General features: G+C 40.0%; 15 protein-coding genes. 14 read left to right on the forward strand and 1 reads right to left on the reverse strand.

The genetic code is table 11. From position 1 onward, the window contains the following. Positions 1–99 precede the first annotated feature (99 nt). The 7 genes from DCC39_RS03730 (at position 100) to DCC39_RS03760 (ending at position 7,045) form a co-directional block, all read left to right on the forward strand. A complete protein-coding gene (locus tag DCC39_RS03730) occupies positions 100–1,323 on the forward strand; it encodes an ABC transporter substrate-binding protein (protein WP_116553548.1) in 1,224 nt (407 codons plus the stop codon). Between the two features lie 135 nt (positions 1,324–1,458). Further along, entirely contained in the window at positions 1,459–3,045 is a 1,587-nt protein-coding gene (locus DCC39_RS03735; RefSeq protein ID WP_116553549.1) for a long-chain-fatty-acid--CoA ligase, read from the forward strand. Positions 3,046–3,075: 30 nt separating this feature from the next. Further along, entirely contained in the window at positions 3,076–3,939 is an 864-nt protein-coding gene (locus tag DCC39_RS03740; RefSeq protein WP_116553550.1) for a branched-chain amino acid ABC transporter permease, read from the forward strand. Then, positions 3,939–4,967, forward strand: a complete 1,029-nt coding sequence (locus DCC39_RS03745) for a branched-chain amino acid ABC transporter permease (RefSeq protein WP_116553551.1) — start codon at positions 3,939–3,941, stop codon at positions 4,965–4,967. Before DCC39_RS03740 ends, DCC39_RS03745 begins: the two co-directional genes overlap by 1 nt. A 6-nt stretch (positions 4,968–4,973) precedes the next feature. Then, positions 4,974–5,750, forward strand: coding sequence for an ABC transporter ATP-binding protein (locus DCC39_RS03750; protein WP_116553552.1), 777 nt, complete (start codon positions 4,974–4,976; stop codon positions 5,748–5,750). Further along, a complete protein-coding gene (locus tag DCC39_RS03755) occupies positions 5,734–6,441 on the forward strand; it encodes an ABC transporter ATP-binding protein (protein ID WP_116553553.1) in 708 nt (235 codons plus the stop codon). The genes DCC39_RS03750 and DCC39_RS03755 overlap by 17 nt, the downstream gene beginning before the upstream one ends. A 196-nt stretch (positions 6,442–6,637) precedes the next feature. Then, positions 6,638–7,045, forward strand: a complete 408-nt coding sequence (locus tag DCC39_RS03760) for a PaaI family thioesterase (RefSeq protein ID WP_116553554.1) — start codon at positions 6,638–6,640, stop codon at positions 7,043–7,045. A gap of 114 nt (positions 7,046–7,159) precedes the next feature. Here the strand turns inward: DCC39_RS03760 and DCC39_RS03765 are convergent, their stop codons facing one another. Beyond that, entirely contained in the window at positions 7,160–7,927 is a 768-nt protein-coding gene (locus tag DCC39_RS03765) for a class II aldolase/adducin family protein (RefSeq protein ID WP_116553555.1), read from the reverse strand. A 300-nt stretch (positions 7,928–8,227) separates the two neighbouring features. Between DCC39_RS03765 and DCC39_RS03770 the strand changes: the two genes are divergently transcribed. The 7 genes from DCC39_RS03770 to DCC39_RS03800 all read left to right on the forward strand — a co-directional run bounded on the left by DCC39_RS03770 (position 8,228) and on the right by DCC39_RS03800 (position 16,999). Next, positions 8,228–8,458 carry an IDEAL domain-containing protein gene (locus DCC39_RS03770; protein WP_116553556.1) on the forward strand — a complete coding sequence of 77 codons (231 nt, stop codon included), beginning with the start codon at positions 8,228–8,230 and terminating at the stop codon, positions 8,456–8,458. Between the two features lie 390 nt (positions 8,459–8,848). Continuing rightward, entirely contained in the window at positions 8,849–9,982 is a 1,134-nt protein-coding gene (locus DCC39_RS03775; protein WP_116553557.1) for a conserved virulence factor C family protein, read from the forward strand. A gap of 270 nt (positions 9,983–10,252) precedes the next feature. Further along, positions 10,253–11,878 carry a class I adenylate-forming enzyme family protein gene (locus DCC39_RS03780; RefSeq protein WP_165820768.1) on the forward strand — a complete coding sequence of 542 codons (1,626 nt, stop codon included), beginning with the start codon at positions 10,253–10,255 and terminating at the stop codon, positions 11,876–11,878. A gap of 21 nt (positions 11,879–11,899) precedes the next feature. Continuing rightward, entirely contained in the window at positions 11,900–12,886 is a 987-nt protein-coding gene (locus DCC39_RS03785; RefSeq protein ID WP_116553559.1) for a phosphotriesterase family protein, read from the forward strand. A gap of 274 nt (positions 12,887–13,160) precedes the next feature. After that, positions 13,161–14,435, forward strand: a complete 1,275-nt coding sequence (locus tag DCC39_RS03790) for an ABC transporter substrate-binding protein (protein WP_116553560.1) — start codon at positions 13,161–13,163, stop codon at positions 14,433–14,435. A gap of 183 nt (positions 14,436–14,618) precedes the next feature. After that, positions 14,619–16,043, forward strand: coding sequence for a sigma-54 interaction domain-containing protein (locus DCC39_RS03795; protein ID WP_116553561.1), 1,425 nt, complete (start codon positions 14,619–14,621; stop codon positions 16,041–16,043). 191 nt (positions 16,044–16,234) lie between these two features. Then, positions 16,235–16,999, forward strand: a complete 765-nt coding sequence (locus DCC39_RS03800; protein WP_116553562.1) for an SDR family NAD(P)-dependent oxidoreductase — start codon at positions 16,235–16,237, stop codon at positions 16,997–16,999. Positions 17,000–17,005 lie beyond the last annotated feature (6 nt).

Consider the following 17,005-nt stretch of genomic DNA (forward strand, 5'->3'; position numbering starts at 1 on the left):
CTTAAACGGATATGAACTTTACAGGAACTTGAATATTTTAATTTTTACTAGGTGCGAAAGTTGAGTTAATAAGTAAGATTAAATAAGGGGGTTCATATCATGATAAGCAAAAAAAGCCTATTTGTCAGCTTTATCCTTTTACTCATGTTGGCACTCGCAGCCTGTAGCGGCTCCAGCTCATCAAGTTCGGATAGCGGCAAAAATTCTGAAAGCGCTTCAAAAGGCTCTTCAGGAGATGTGAAAGAAGTTCCAATTGGTTATAGCGGACCACTTAGCGGAGCTGCTGCTTACTATGGAGAGAATACAGTAAACGGTTTAAAAATGGCAGCAGAAGAGATTAATGAAGCTGGCGGTTTTGAAGTAGATGGACAGAAATACAAACTTAAACTTGTGACACTTGATGATAAATACTTACCGAACGAAACAGCTTCAAATGCAAAACGTTTAATCCAAGAAAATGATGCAAAGGTTATTTTTAACCCGCATAGCGGGGGTATTAAAGCAATGCAAGTGTTTAACGAACAAGAAGAATTTCTAATCGCGGCATATACGAGTGAACCGGACATCATTGAACAAGGAAACGAATTAACTTGGAGAATCCCTCCTGGCTATGACACGTACATAGAGCCATTTTCAGATTATGAAATGGAGCGTTTTGGGAAAAAGATTGCTTTTCTTCCGACTGCCAGCCAGTATGGAAAAGACTGGGCAGAAAATTTGAAGCCTGTATGGGAGAAAAAAGGTGGAGAAGTCGTATTTGAAGCTGACATTGATTTCAGCAAAGACACTGACTTTTATACAGTCGTAACAAATGCATTAAAAGAAAAACCTGATGTCTTATTTATCGGTGGGCCATCTGAACCAACCGCACTTGTTGCAAAACAAGCACGTGACTTGGGCTTTGAAGGCGGGTTCCTTATCATGGACCAAGCCAAAATGGATGAAATGGCTGCTGTGATGGATGGCAAGATGGAGCTGCTGGAAGGCTCTGTAGGTGTTCTTCCGCTTGTTAATACCGATTATCCAGGAACAGCTGCCTTTGTTGAAAAATATCGTGAAGCTCACAAAAAAGATCCTGGCTCTGAAGCAGGTCTAAATTATATAGCACTATACGCACTCGTTGAAGCAATGAAAGTCGCTGGTACAGTTGATGATGCAGCAGCCATTAGAAAAGCGCTTGATGAAGGCGTTAAAAATATACCTGAAGACAAACAAGTGTACCAAATTTCAGGTGTAACAGAGAAAGGAGCGAATGAATTACCGCTTCGTATGGGAGTAGTTGAAGACGGAGAAGTGAAACAAGTCGATCCTGAGAAAAAATAATGTGTTCTTAATTTTTATCGAAAGATAACGCGGAGCGCGAAACATTGCGCTCTATTTTTTTCAAAATTTAAATAACATCGCCGAATTTTTAAATAAAGAGAAAAACTGTGGAGATGCAGGAAGGATTTGTTATTTATGGTAGAGAGGCCTTGGAGAAAACATTACACGAATGGAATGATGGAGGAAATTGACATCCCTCACATGTCATTGCCTGAGCTATTCCGGCAATCTGTCGAAAATTATCGCAATCATGTAGCCATTACTTATTTTGATCAAGAACTTACCTACGGAGAACTTTTCAAAAAAATTCTTTCCGTTGCAAGCGCTTTTTGCAAGCAGGGGCTGAAAAAAGGAGATAGGATAGCGTTAATGCTGCCTAATAATCCCTATTATCCAATTAGCTACTATGCTGCCCTGTTTTGCGGAGCTACAGTTGTACAAATCAATCCGATGTATAAACCGGAAGAACTGGGCTATATACTCAATGATTCAGGTGCGGCATTTATCGTAGCACACTTGCCACTGGCTCCAGTTATCGATGCCGTGAAAGAAAATACAAAGTTGAAGCAAGTTTATCTAGCGTCACCTGATGAGCCATCCCCGTTCGATCAATTGTTGCAGGATGAAGCAGACGCTGTACCCAATGTATCGATTGATCCCAAGGAAGATGTTGCAGTTCTTCAATATACAGGGGGAACGACGGGGCGCTCAAAAGGTGCCATGTTAACTCACTATAATCTTGTAGCGAATACCCTTCAAAGCGCAGCTTTCACAGCGGCTGTCACAGAGAAGGGAAAAGAGAAAGTCTTAACGGCTTCACCGCTATTTCACGTATACGGAATGACGAGCGGTATGAATTTAACATTTTACAACGGCGGAAATATGATCCTATTGCCTAAATTTGATGTTGAACAAGCCGTGAAAACGATAATGGAACTAAAGCCGACGAGCTTTCCAGGTGTCCCAACGATGTATATTGCACTGTTAAACTATGTGAAACAGCACCCAATGAAATTAGATAGCTTTAAAACGTGCTCAAGCGGTTCGGCTCCATTGCCTGTGGAAGTGCTAGAACAAATGAAAGAAATCACAGGAGCGCCCATCGCTGAAGGATACGGTCTTTCAGAGGCATCACCGACGACCCATCGGAATCCTGTGATTGGCCTTCAAAAAGTTGGGAGTATCGGCATACCATTTCCAAATACGGACGCGAAAATTTTTGATTCGGAGAATGGAAAGAATGAGCTTGGAATCGGTGAAGTCGGAGAGTTGGCTATTAAAGGGCCGCAAGTTATGAAAGGGTATTGGAAAATGCCTGAAGAAACGAAGCAGGCTCTCCGTGACGGCTGGTTGTTTACAGGTGATTTGGCCAAAATGGATGAAGACGGTTATTTCTATATTGTTGGACGGAAAAAAGAAATGATTATCGCAAGCGGATATAACATCTATCCTGTTGAAATCGAAGACGTCCTTTATGAACATCCTAAAGTGCTTGAAGCAGCTGTAATCGGCGTCCCGCATCCATATCGCGGCGAAACGGTGAAAGCCGTCATTGTACCTAGAAATGGCGAATCAATTTCCGAAGAAGAGATCACCTCTTTCTGTTCCGAACGGTTAGCAGCGTATAAGGTTCCGAAAATGATTGAATTTCGAGAAGAATTGCCAAAATCAGCTGTAGGGAAAATTCTAAAAAGAAAATTGCAAGAAGAATCAAGTACATGATGGTTGTTATTAAAGGAGGAAGGAAATCCTATGGAGCATTTTATTCAACAGCTAGTTAACGGCATTACACTGGGAAGCGTGTACATTCTTATGGGGATCGGATTAACCCTTGTATTTGGAATTTTACATATTCCCAATTTTGCTCACGGTGCATTGTATATGCTCGGAGGGTATGTGACGCTTATGATGATGACATCAGTTGGTGTACATTATTTAATTGCATTAGTTGTATCCATTTTTGTTGTAGGGTTCATAGCGGTATTAATGGAACGAGCGGTGTTTCACCCTTTAAGAAAAGCACCCCCGATCCATGACAAAATTGCTGCGATTGGAATGATGCTTTTTTTTGAGGCATTTGTTCTGCTCGTTTGGGGTACCGAATACCAAAGAATGCCGACACCCTACGGTAATTCAATCAAAATAGATGCCATTACGATTACGGCTCAAAGAATTTTGATTATTGCCGTTTCAATCATCGTCGTAGCTTTGCTTTACTGGTTTTTGAAAAAGACAATGATTGGCGCATCCATCATTGCCATGGCCCAAAACCGTGAAGGCGCTTATTTAGTCGGAATCAACGCGAATATGGTTGCCATGATGACATTTTTCATTTCCGGCGCGCTGGCAGCAATAGCCGCTGGATTGGCATCGCCTATTAATCTCGTATTTCCGGCAATGGGCCATCTTGTCATTATGAAAGCATTTATTATCGTCATTATAGGCGGCATGGGAAGCATACCTGGTGCCATTTTCGGTGGTTTTCTCCTTGGCATTACCGAAAGTTTGGGTGCAACTTACATTTCTAGTGACTACAAAGATTTAATTGCGTTTTTCTTGCTCGTAGTCATTATGACTTGGAAGCCTACAGGATTGTTCGCTAAGGGGGCTCACTAATGAATAAAATCATGGATAAGCGAATTGGCATTGCCGTATTAGTGATTCTTTCTATTATATTTCCACTTCTTTTCGATAACAAATATATCATACATGTCATGTCGTTAGCCTTTATCTATATTATTGCAATTTATGGAATGAATCTTCTGGCGGGGTTTACCGGGTATCTTTCTCTTGCGCATGCCGGCTTCTTCGCTATAGGAGCTTATTCACTTGGTGTGTTTACGACAAAATACGAAATGACGTTTTGGGTATCTTTTGTTGCTGCCATCGTTTTTACTACGGTTGTTGGAGCCATTATCGGCCTCATTGCACTGCGTACGAAAGAACACTTTTTTGCAATCTACACACTAATTGTTGGCTATCTCATCTATCTTCTCATTGATAAATGGGATGTCATGACAGGCGGTGTTCGCGGGTTGATCGGCATTCCCGTTCCTACAGCAATTGGCCCGATTGAATTTAAGTCTGGGTTATCCATGTATTATTTGATTTTATTCTTTCTTTTGCTTTCCACTTTATTAATAACGAGAATTGTCCACTCATTAACCGGAAGGACATTCATCGCCATTCGAAACAGTGAAGAGTTAGCACAGACCATTGGCATCAATACGATGACAAATAAACTGGTTTCATTTATTATTTCTATCTTTTTTGCTGCTTTGGCTGGAGCGCTTTACGCTTCTTTTGTCCGTTTCCTCGGACCTGATATTGCCAACCTGCCTATGGTGTTTGACTTTTTAATGTATCTCATTGTCGGAGGGCTTGGAACCCTTTCAGGCCCCATCGTTGGAACGTTATTAATCGTTTGGCTTTCACAATTTTTGCAAGGTTTGCAAGAATACCGGATGTTACTATTTGGCCCGATCTTGACGCTGATTGTTATCTTCTATCCAGCTGGAATTGTCGGTGCTTATCGAACGATTAAAATGAAATTAAAGCATAAAAAAGATTTGGACAACAATAACCCAGTTGATAAGAAAGTGTCGAATACAAATCATGAGCAAAGCCAAATCAAGGAGGGGTGAGGCTAGGTGGCATTTGTAGAAACGAAAAAACTGACGAAAAAATTTGGCGGTTTAACGGCAGTCAATAATGTAGATTTCAAAATTGAAAAAGGGCAAATCACAGCAATTATTGGACCGAACGGTGCAGGCAAATCAACATTTTTTAATTTAATCAGCGGGTTTTATCCGCCGACTTCTGGTACGGTTATTTTTGACGGACAAGATATTACGAAAGTGCCTTCTTATAATATCGCAAAATTAGGCATGGCACGGACGTTTCAAACAACAAACTTATTTGAGACCTCTACTGTTCTGGATAATGTTATCGTCGGTTATCGGCTGCGCACAAAATCGAGGCTTTTCGATGCCGTCTTTCGGACTCCCCGTGAAAAGCGTGAGGAAAAGGAAGCATTGGAAAAAGCAATTGAAGTCCTTGATTTTGTAGGGCTGACTCATTTAGCCAATCGCCAAGTGGCATTAATTTCTCAGGAAGCGAAAAAACGGGTCGCATTTGCCCTTGCTTTGGCTACTGAGCCAAAAATTGTCTTTCTTGATGAACCGGCAGCCGGCATTAATCCGGAAGAAACAGACGGCTTGGCAGAATTGATGAATAAAATGAAGGATAATGGAATTACGGTTTGCACGATTGAACATAAAATGGCTATGATTATGAGCATTGCCGACAAGATTATGGTACTTAATCAGGGTATGAAAATAGCGGAAGGAACGCCAGAAGAAATACAGAATGATCCGGTTGTCATTGAAGCTTATCTGGGAGGGGAAAGCGTTGCTGAAGTTAATTGATGTTACCGTTCGTTTTGGAGCCTTCGAAGCTTTAAGCAATATAAATTTTGAAGTAGAAGAAGGTGAGCTTGTCGTCTTGCTCGGTGCGAATGGTGCAGGAAAAAGTACAATATTTAATACGATTAGCGGATTGAATAAACCTTCAAAAGGAGAGATTCAATTTCTCGGAAAAAATGTCGGCGGAACCTCTCCGGATAAAATGGTGAAAAACGGAATTGTCCAATGCGCAGAGGGCAGGAAACTGTTTCCGGAAATGTCCGTTCAAGAAAATTTAAGAATGGGTGGATACATTCACCGCAGGAAGAAAAGCCAATTAAAGGAGTCGCTTGAAGAAGTATATGAACTGTTTCCTATTTTAAGAGATAAAAAAGATGACCCGGCGGGCTCGTTAAGCGGGGGCCAGCAGCAAATGCTTGCTATAGGGCGGGCATTAATGTCCAAACCACGGCTCGTTATGATGGATGAACCTTCCATGGGGCTTGCGCCGCTCATTGTAGAGCAGATGTTTGGGATCATTCAAGAAATTAACAAACAGGGCACAACGGTGCTGTTGGCTGAACAGAATGCAAATGCCGCTCTTAAAATCGCTGATCGCGGCTATGTCATCGAAAATGGGAGAATCGTAATCGAAGGAAGCAGGCAAGAGCTCTTTGAAAACGATGATATCCGAAAAGCCTATATAGGAGCTTGACATTGCTCGTCTAAACAATGAATTACCCCTTCTTTACAAAAATCTTAGGTTCAATTAAAATATAAAAAATAGTCTTGATGGAAGAATTGGAAGAGGAAGCGAAAGCGGAATCTTCCGTTCTTTTATTATTTTGAAAAGGCTGGCTACATACAAAATACTTTTTTAGATCATGAGATAGGGATAGGAGAAAAAGAATATGGCTTTTGAAGTTGATGTGAAGAAAAGATTAAGTGGGAGCAATTTTTTAAATTTTCTAGGTGTGGAAACAGAGGTTGATGAATACGGAAAAATTTTTATGAAACTATATGTCGATGACAACGTATTGAACTTAAATAATACGTTGCACGGTGGCGTTCATGCAACGATTTTGGACTCCGTCATTGGGCAGACAGTTGCCCAAGAAGCAGAATGCCCGATCTCGACAGTGAATTTGAACATTTTTTATGGCAGGCCGGCGGTGAAAAATAACTGGCTTACGGCGAGTGCTACCATCGTTCAAATGGGATATAACATCGTAACCGCGGAGGGAACCCTTCTAAATGAAAACGGCGAGTTAATTGCCAAAGCGATTGGATCATTTAAGATATTACGAAGTAACAAGTAAATCGTTCATAGCGATCATGCTTTCCCGTACTATACAGTCAGTTGATAAAAAAACTCAGTTTTTCCTTTTTTGAAATGAAGGAAAATCTGAGTTTTTTATGCATTATGCTCTTTATCAATCCAACAAATCCGGCTGTTCCTTCACAATGCGGTCCCAAAGCGGTTGGAAGCTAAACCAGCCGGCATGATGGTTTCCGACATATTTGCTTGTTTTTTCAGCATGTTCTTCATCAATAAGAACTGGTTTTCCTACAGACTCTGCCATCAATTGAGCTTGGCAGGAACGTTCCATCGTAATAAACCACCAAGCGGCTTCATCAACAGAGTGCCCAACCGTCAAAAGTCCGTGATTTCGTAAGATACAAGCTTTACGGTTTCCTAAAGCCTCTCCAATCCTTCTTCCTTCCTCAACGTCATTGACTACCCCCGTATAGTCATCAAAAAGAGAATGATCATGATAAAAAGCACAGGCATCCTGAGTGATCGGATCAAGCAACCTGCCGAGTGTTGACCACGTTTTTCCATAAACGGAATGAGAGTGGGCAGCTGCAATAACATCTGGCCTTGCTTGATGGATCTGCGAATGGATGGCAAAAGCTGCCCGGTTTACCGGGCGATCGCCTTCAACAACGTCCCCGTCATGATTCACAAGCAAGAGGTCTGAAGCTTTGATTTGGCTGAAATGGGTGCCGAAAGGATTCACCCAAAAATGATCAGGTTTTTCAGGATCTCGTGCAGTGATATGGCCTGCAACGCCTTCGTCAAATCCGAATTTTGAAAAAAGTCTGAATGCACCAGCGAGCCTTTCTTTTAAATGCTGCCTTTCTTCTTCAACTGAAGAAAAGACGGGTGGTTTAAGCAACCCAGTTTTCACTGTTTTCATTTGAATTACTCCTCTCAATATTAAAAAGAAATCATGATTCTTTTATTCGACTAATCTTTAGAAAATCCTTTTTATAAGGAATTACAATCGATTTTTTTGTTGATTTCAAATTGATTTGCCTCTGGCTTCCGGCTTCTGATCCCTGACTTCAGTTAAGTCATTTGCCTTTTTATTTAGGCATTCAACCATTTTTGGTTAAAAGTTCTGTAAACCTGAATAGAATATAGCAAACAAGATTGAGTTTGCTTTAGCTTTTCATCAAAATAATTTACGGCCCAGACTTTAAGGGAGGCGAACGAATTGGACCCTCAGAAAAATTCATATGATGCAAAGGTGAGATCATTAGCCAGAGCGAAAGCAAGACAGGAGCATGCGTTTTTCCTATCGTTTTACGCCAAATTGACAATTGATGAGACGATTTTGAATTGGAAGAAAGAACGGTTACAGTCAGATATCGATAAAGCGCTGATGAATGGTGATCGCGAATCGTTTTATACCTTGTCTGAACAATACAAACAACTTGTTCGATAAAGCGAGACTTCCATCGGTTGGGGGTTCCTTCAACCCCCACTGATGGCTAGCGCGCAAACTGCTTAGTTCTCGATAAACGGGACTTATCAGGGGATTAGCGTCCGTAGTCCCCACTTAGGCTTCTTCGAATCCTCTAATTTTTGGGGCGGGGATTTTACGGACGGTTGCGGCATGAGAAGCATTTTCAGCCGAGGCATACATGCCAGCTTTTTTCTGTGAATATTTCTTGCAGCAGTGATCGGATAAAAGTAGCTTTTCTTATGTGTGAAAATGATACAAGCCCATAATTCGCGAACTCTTTGTCGTTGCGTAGAGTTTTTCACATTATTCGCTTCAATTTCTGCTACATGGTAAAATTATTGTAAGCAGAATTGAAGAAGGGTGATTGCATTGAAAATACATACGATTGAACCAACTCCTAGTCCAAATTCGATGAAAATCGTTGTAGATGAAAAGCTGCCTGATCGAAAATATTATCATTATAAAGAGGAGGACATCGACCAGGCGCCCCCGCTCATGAAAGCATTGCTTTCGATTGAAGGGGTGAAAAGCTTATACCATGTCGCCGATTTTATTGCGCTCGATCGTTATCCGAAAGTCAGTTGGGAACAAATTTTGCCAAAAGTAAGGGAAGTTTTTGGTGAAAATGTTGATAAATCCATTGATTTAAAAGAAAAGGATGCCGTCGATTCCTCATACGGAGAGGTCCAAGTTTTTGTGCAATTTTTCCGATATATTCCAATGCAAATTAAACTTGTGGCAGGAGATGAGGAAAGAAGAGTCGGACTTCCTGAAACGTTTCAAAAAGCCATTATGAAAGCTCAAGACTCGTCTCCTAACATCGTGATGGAGCGGCAATGGAAAGAACAAGGCATTCGCTACGGCGATTTTGATGAAATTGGAAAAGCTGTATCCGATGAACTTTCAGCTACTTACGATGAAGAACGGCTGCAGCAATTAGTGAAGGCTGCTTATGAAGAGGATCCGAAAGAAATATTTATTAGGCCAAGCATTACTTCGGCCGAAGTCCGAGAAGCGATGAAAAGCGATGACTGGAAAATGCGCTTTGCGGCGCTTGAAAAAATGAATCCTAAAAAAGAAGATATTCCATTGCTTGCACAAGCATTAGACGATGACAAATCCTCGATTCGCAGGCTCGCTACAGTCTATCTTGGTATGATTGAAGATGAAGAAGTACTTCCTTACCTATATAAGGCTCTGAAAGATAAAGCAGTTTCAGTAAGAAGAACTGCTGGCGACTGCTTATCAGACATTGGAAGTACAAAGGCAATCCCTGCAATGATCGAAGCATTGAAAGACAATAACAAACTTGTCCGCTGGCGAGCTGCTATGTTTCTGTATGAAGTAGGTGATGAAACAGCCATTCCTGCATTAAAAGAAGCCGAATCCGATCCAGAATTCGAAGTTAGCTTACAAGCCCGAATGGCAAGAGAAAGAATTGAAAGCGGCGAAGAGGCTGCCGGTTCCGTGTGGCAGCAAATGACGGAGAGTAGAAGGAAGTAAAATAATCGATTTTTCACACTGCAACCGTCCGTAAGACCCCCCGCTTCTAGACTTAGAGGCTTCGAAGAACTCTAAGTGGGGGACAACGGCGCTAATTCTAATAAGTCTCATTTTACCGAGACTGTGAACAGAGGGTTATATTCTGTTCGCGCTTTATTAACACCGTCAAAAGGCGGTGTATTTTTTTGTAATGCTTTTCTCAATTTTTGTTATAAAGGGAATGCGCTTTCGCATAAGCTGTATTAAATGATTTTAAGGAGGTACAAACATGTGACAACATTTTGGTCCGATATCGAACCTTTTGTTTCTAAAGAAGTAATAAACGGTGTAACAATGAAAACATATTCTGATCGGCCGAAAACGTTAAGTGAAACCCTCGATTACAGTGTGGAACGTTTTCCGGAAAAGATCGCACTCGTTCATGGGGACGAGCAAGTGACGTATCGAGAATTGAAAAAGCAAGTAAATCATGCAGCATATCAACTGAGGAAAACGTACGGTGTTCAAAAAGGCGATCGTGTTGCACTTTTGTTAATGAACGGCATACCGTTTGTTGTGTGTGTTTACGCCGCAATGCAAATTGGGGCAATCGCCGTTCCTTTAAACACCAAGTTAAAAACAAGAGAACTTGAATTTATGCTTCAAAACTCTGGTGCAAAGATACTGATCTCTAATTTGGAGTGGTGGGAGCATATTGCGTCAATTAAAGATACGATCCCTGCAGAGAAAATTTTTATAACGAGTGAACACGTTCCTCAAGGGACAATACCATACCATTTTCTTGTAGAAGAGATAACAAATGAAGTTATTCAGGAAGATGTTTGCGAAGGTGATGGCGCCTTTATCATGTATACTTCTGGAACAACGGGGAGACCGAAAGGCGCATTAATCTCACATCGAAATATTATCCATACATGTTTGAACTATACGTATTGCTACCGGTTAACGAGTGATGATTCAACAGTGATTGCCGTTCCAGTTTTTCACATTACCGGGTTGGCAGCACAGCTTACAACATTTATTTATCTTGGCGGAAAAATTGTCCTTATGCCGATGTTTCAGCCAAAACAATTTTTAGAATTGCTTGAAGGGGAAAAAATTACGCATGTCATTGCATCGCCAACCGTATATGTCATGACCCTAATGGAACCTGATTATATGAATTACGATGTTTCCAGTATTCGAGTAGGTGCTTTCGGCGGTGCACCAATGCCTGGGGAAACGTTAAAGGCACTTAAAAAGTGGATCCCTTCGATTGAATTGCACAACACATATGGGTTAACGGAAACGACTTCACCAGCAATCATTATGCCAGATGAACATCAGTTAAGAAAAATCAGCTCTGTCGGTGTAGTAAGTCCAGTTACAGAAGCGAAAATCGTTGATCCGGTAACAAGAGAAGAACTTGGTTCAAATGAAATTGGTGAATTGCTTTTCAAAGGCCCTATGGTCATTGAAAAATATTGGAATAACTCAGAAGCTACAGAAAAGACAATTCAAGAAGGTTGGTTGTCGACCGGTGATCTTGCAATGATCGATGAGGAAGGCTTTGTGACAATTATGGATCGTTTGAAAGACATGATTAACCGTGGTGGTGAAAAAATCTTTTCAGTCGAAGTAGAAGATGTCCTTTATTCAAATCCAAAAATTTTGGAAGCTGCAATAGTAGGCATCGATGATCCAACATACGGTGAGGTAGTCAAAGCTTGTGTTGTGCTGAAGCCGGAACAGACAGCTACAGAAGAGGATGTAAAGAAATGGGTTGCTGATCGGCTAGCAAAATATAAAGTACCGGCGTATGTCGAATTTCTTGACACGTTGCCTAGGAATCCCAACGGAAAAGTAATTAAGACCGAGTTACGTTACATCCCTGAACAAGCAAATAAACAAAAATAGAAATAGAGGGGGAACAAGGTAATGACAAAAATGGTAAATACAGTGTTAGGTCCTGTTGCCGCCGATCAGCTTGGCAAAACATTAATGCACGAGCATTTCTTTTTTGGATACCCAGGTTATTATGGAAATACGCTTTATGTGAATGATCGTGAGGACGTATTAAAAAAGGGATTGGAAGTCGCAGCAAAAGTGAAGGCACATGGTGTGCAAACCGTTGTTGATGCGACACCAAATGATTGCGGAAGAGACCCGGAGCTTTTGAAAGAAATTGCAGAACGTTCAGAGTTGAACATCATTTGTTCGACAGGCTACTACTATGAAGGAGAAGGTGCCCCAGCTTACTTTAAGTTCAAACAAGGAATCGGACAAGCCGAAGAAGAAATTTACGAACTGTTAATGGGCGAAATTACTAATGGCATTGGAAAAACCGGAATCAAACCTGGTGTGATTAAATTAGCATCAAGTAAAGATCAAATTACACCTTACGAGGAAATGTTCTTTAAGGCGGCTGCAAAAATACAAAAAGAAACGGGAATTTCAATGATTACCCATACGCAAGAAGGTACGATGGGTCCTGAACAAGCAGAACTGCTTGTATCAGAAGGAGCAGATCCTGGCAGAATTTTAATCGGGCATATGGATGGAAATACAGATATAAAATATCACAAACGCACACTAGATACAGGGGTATTCGTTGGTTTTGATCGTTTTGGCATTCAAGGCTTTGTTGGTGCACCAATGGATGAAGATCGAGTCGGTTTATTAATTGGCTTGATAGGAAGCGGCTATGAAGAACAGTTGATGATGTCACATGATACAGTAAATGTATGGCTAGGAAAGGCGCCTCAATTTCCTGCGGAATTAGCCGAATTAATTGAAAATTGGCATGTAACACATATCTTTGAAAATATTATACCATCTTTGAAAAATGGTGGAGTGACAGACGAGCAAATCAATACGATTTTAGTAGGAAATCCAAGCAGAATTTTTGGAGGAGAAGTTAAGTAAAAGAAGCCTCTATTTGAAAAAACATCGGTGAAAGACTTAATGGGTGTACCATCCCTTAAAAAATTGACAGGGCTGTCCAGAAAGTCATTCATGACGTTTTGAGACAGCTTCCTTGTTTTTTACAAAGATACATACTAACTTCACGTAAATTAAGTGGAAAATAACAAATTGTTTTTCTCTACCTGATCTATTTTAGGGACTGCTTAGAAATATAATTTGTGTTTTTTGAAAATATAAAATATAATAAAAAAATAAATATTCAGGAGGTAGCCGAATGCGAACAATGGAAAAAAGACAAACGCTTCTTTTTTTGCTGGTTTTGATGCTAATGGTTGGTCTAGCTGCATGTGGCGGAAAGGAAACAACAAACAAAACGCAAGAGGATAAAAAAACAAATGACAAAAAAGAAGCTAAAATTGCGCAAGGGATTACAGAAAAAGAAATTCTCGTCGGACATCTCGGCCCCCAAACAGGGCCTGTTGCTGTATACGATAAAGTAAGAAAAGGGCTCCAATCCTACTTTAATTATGTGAATGACAACGGTGGAGTTGATGGAAGAGAAATTAAACTGATTGCTTATGATGATCAATACCAGCCTGCCCAAACCCTAAAAGGCGTACAGAAACTAGTAAACGATAATAAAGTCTTTTCATTGTTGTATCCCATTGGCACAGCAAACATCGGCGCAGCACAATCTTTTTTAACTGAATCGGGAATACCCGTCGTTGGAATAGGAACTGGAGCTGACAAGTTCGCAAATCCTCCTATCGAAAACTTTTTTATTTCTACATTTAACTATAAAATTGAAGCGAAAATGTTCGTAGATTACATTGCAAACAAGCTAGATGCGAAAAAGGTTGCGATTGTTTACCAAAATGACGATTTTGGAAAGCAAAGCATTGAGGGGGCGAAAGAAGCAATCGCGCAATATGGCAACCTTGAAATTGTGGCTGAAATCCCGTTTTTAGCATCGGATACTGACTTTTCAAGCCAGGCTCAGAAAACTGTTCAATCTACACCTGATGTCATTGTTATGTTTACAACTCCTGCTCCAGCTGCGAACTTCAGAAAGGAAATGCATAAAATCGAAGCAACAGAAATTCCTTTCTTAGTTTCTGCTACTGGAGGGTCGGATCCAAACCAATTTGAGATCGCGGGCAAAGATGTTTGGGAAGGAACGATTAGTTCGACGAATATCTCGCTTGATACGGCCTCTTTATCTGGTTACGAAGAGTATGCCAATCAGATCAAGAAAGACTTTGGCGAGCAAGATATAGGAGATCTTTCCGAAACGGGGTGGGCTGTTGGACAAATTTTTGTTGAAGCAGTAAAACGAGCAGGAGAAGATTTAACGTGGGAAAACTTAATCAAACAGTTGGAAACATTCGACAACTGGGATGGCTCGTTATATCCTGCTGTGACATATACACCTGAGCATAGATATGGCAATACGACCTTGTTTTTATTTGAGGCAGAAGATGGTGAACGAAAGGTATTGCATAAAATGCATTATGATTTAAAGACAGAAAAAGTAACATATGATGATTAAAACAGTTATAGCAGAAATGAAATAGACGGAAAAAATATATGATATAAGAGTTAGCAGATTGCTTTTTTAAAAAGGCAATCTGCCTATTATTTTTAATTGATGAAAAATTTCATCAAATTTAAAGGGTTTCGAAACTTTATATCGAAATAATTATCGAACATCATTTGCTAAGAGGGGAGAACAATGGGAAATAGTGAATCCATTTTTTTAAGAAGTGTAAATCAAAAATCTTTAGAAGAAACCCGACAGTTAAATAAAATTCTAAGATTGATTATTGATTCAAGTTACGACGCAATTTTTGTGGCGGACGAAAATGCTGTAGGGATTATTATGAACGAAGCGTATACAAGAATAACAGGCGTTACGCCCGAAGAATTAATTGGAAAGAATATGCAGGAGCTCGTTGATCAAGGAATCATATCAGAATCGGTTACGTTAAAAGTCTTAAAAGAAAAACGATTAGTAACGATTGTACAAAATGTGAAGGGAACAGAATTACTAGTAACAGGAAGTCCAATTTATGATGAAAATGGAAAAATTACCCACGTCGTTTCAAATTTGCGTGATATTTCTGATCTTAACAGATTAAAGTCAGAGCTGTACGAAACGAAGGTTCTAACCAAAAAATATTTGGATGAAATTGAGGATTTTAAACAAAAAGAAGGAGCTAGGTTATTGCTTGACGGCGTCATCGCGCAAAGCAAAGAAATGATGCAAGTGCTGCATTTGGCAAAGAAAGTTTCTCAAGTCGATTCAACCGTTTTGCTTCAAGGTGAATCAGGGGTTGGAAAAGAAATCTTTGCCAATATGATCCATTTGAACAGCAAACGATCTGATAAACCTTATATTAAAGTGAATTGTGCTGCTATCCCAGAAAAGTTGTTAGAATCCGAGTTGTTTGGTTATGAAAAAGGTGCCTTTACTGGAGCGGATCGGCAAGGCAAACCCGGCTACTTCGAACAAGCGGAAGGAGGAACACTTTTTCTTGATGAAATTGGTGAAATGCCCCTTGATTTACAAGTAAAATTACTTAGAGTTTTGCAAGAATATGAAGTCATGAGAATCGGTGGAACAAAAACAATAAAAGTTAATGTAAGAATCATATCCGCTTCAAACAGAAATTTAGAAGAATTAGTTGAAAAGGGAGAGTTTCGAAAAGACTTGTTTTACCGTTTAAATATCGTACCGATTAAGATCCCGCCACTTCGTGAAAGAAAGGCGGACATTCCACCGCTCGCTTTTTATTTTTTAAATAAAACAAACGAAAAATACGATATGAACAAGCATTTTCATATCGATGTCATTCATCGTTTTGAAGCATACGAGTGGCCTGGCAATATTCGGGAAATGGAAAATTTGATTGAAAGGCTCGTTGTCACTTCAGATAGTGAAGAAATTACTGTAAACGACTTACCGGGTATTTTCAATTTACATAGTGAAAATAGAATAAAAGAAAAAACGTTAAAAGAATTGATAGAAGAAGTAGAAAGAAAAGCGATTATTGAAGCGATGCTTGAACACAAAACGACACGGAAGGCAGCCGCAAAACTAGGGATCAGTCAATCCACGCTTGTTAAAAAGATGCAGAGATTAAAAATTATCATTTGATTCAAAAAGGAATCAAATGATTCTAAAAATAATCAAAAAAGGGGCTTTTCATTTAAGTAAATGTGTTATAATTCATAAAAACAATTGAATTTTCACTAAATATCAACGATTTTTACTAAATAAATCTTTTGGTATGATTTTTGCATTATTATATTACCGAACATAAATAAAGATGGCCGGGGGGTGTTTTTTTGAATTTTCCAACCTTCGCTTTAAATGAAAAGGTTGCCCTAATTACGGGCGGGAGCAAAGGAATTGGGTTTGGCATGGCCGTGGCATTAGGAGAATACGGTGCCAAGGTTGTCATTGCGAGTAGAGGATTACAAGATTTAGAGAAAGCGAAAGAGCAGCTTGAAGGTCGGCAAATTGATGTGAAAATCTTTCAAGTTGACGTAACAAAAAAGGAACAAGTGGAAGAGCTTGTCCAAAATATCGTAAAGGAATACGGCAAGCTTGATATTCTCGTAAATAATGCTGGCATGAATATTCGAAAACCACTCGTTGAGGTGGAAGAAGCAGACTGGGATCAAGTGATTACAACAAATCTAAAAGGGATCTTTCTTATGGGACAAGCAGCCGCGAAACAAATGATTAAACAAAAATCAGGAAAAATCATTAACATTTCCTCGATTTTGGGTTCAATTGGATTTTCGATGCAAACGAGTTATGCAGCAAGCAAAGGCGGAATCAACCAATTAACAAAAGTCTGGGCAGATGAACTGGCGCCTCATGGCATTACAGTCAATGCCATTGGACCGGCTTACATTAAAACACCTATGACAGAAGAATGGCTTGCAGATGAAAGCCGCTACAGTGAAATCGTTAATAATACAATGCTAAAACGGGTAGGGAATTTGGAAGATTTGGCAGGCCCTGTTGTCTTTTTTGCGTCAGAGGCATCTAATTATGTAACAGGACAGGTATTAAATGTCGATGGAGGCTGGACAGCAAAATAACGTTGG

Origin of the sequence: Pueribacillus theae (assembly GCF_003097615.1) — a bacterium.
Lineage (GTDB): Bacteria > Bacillota > Bacilli > Bacillales > UBA6769 > Pueribacillus > Pueribacillus theae.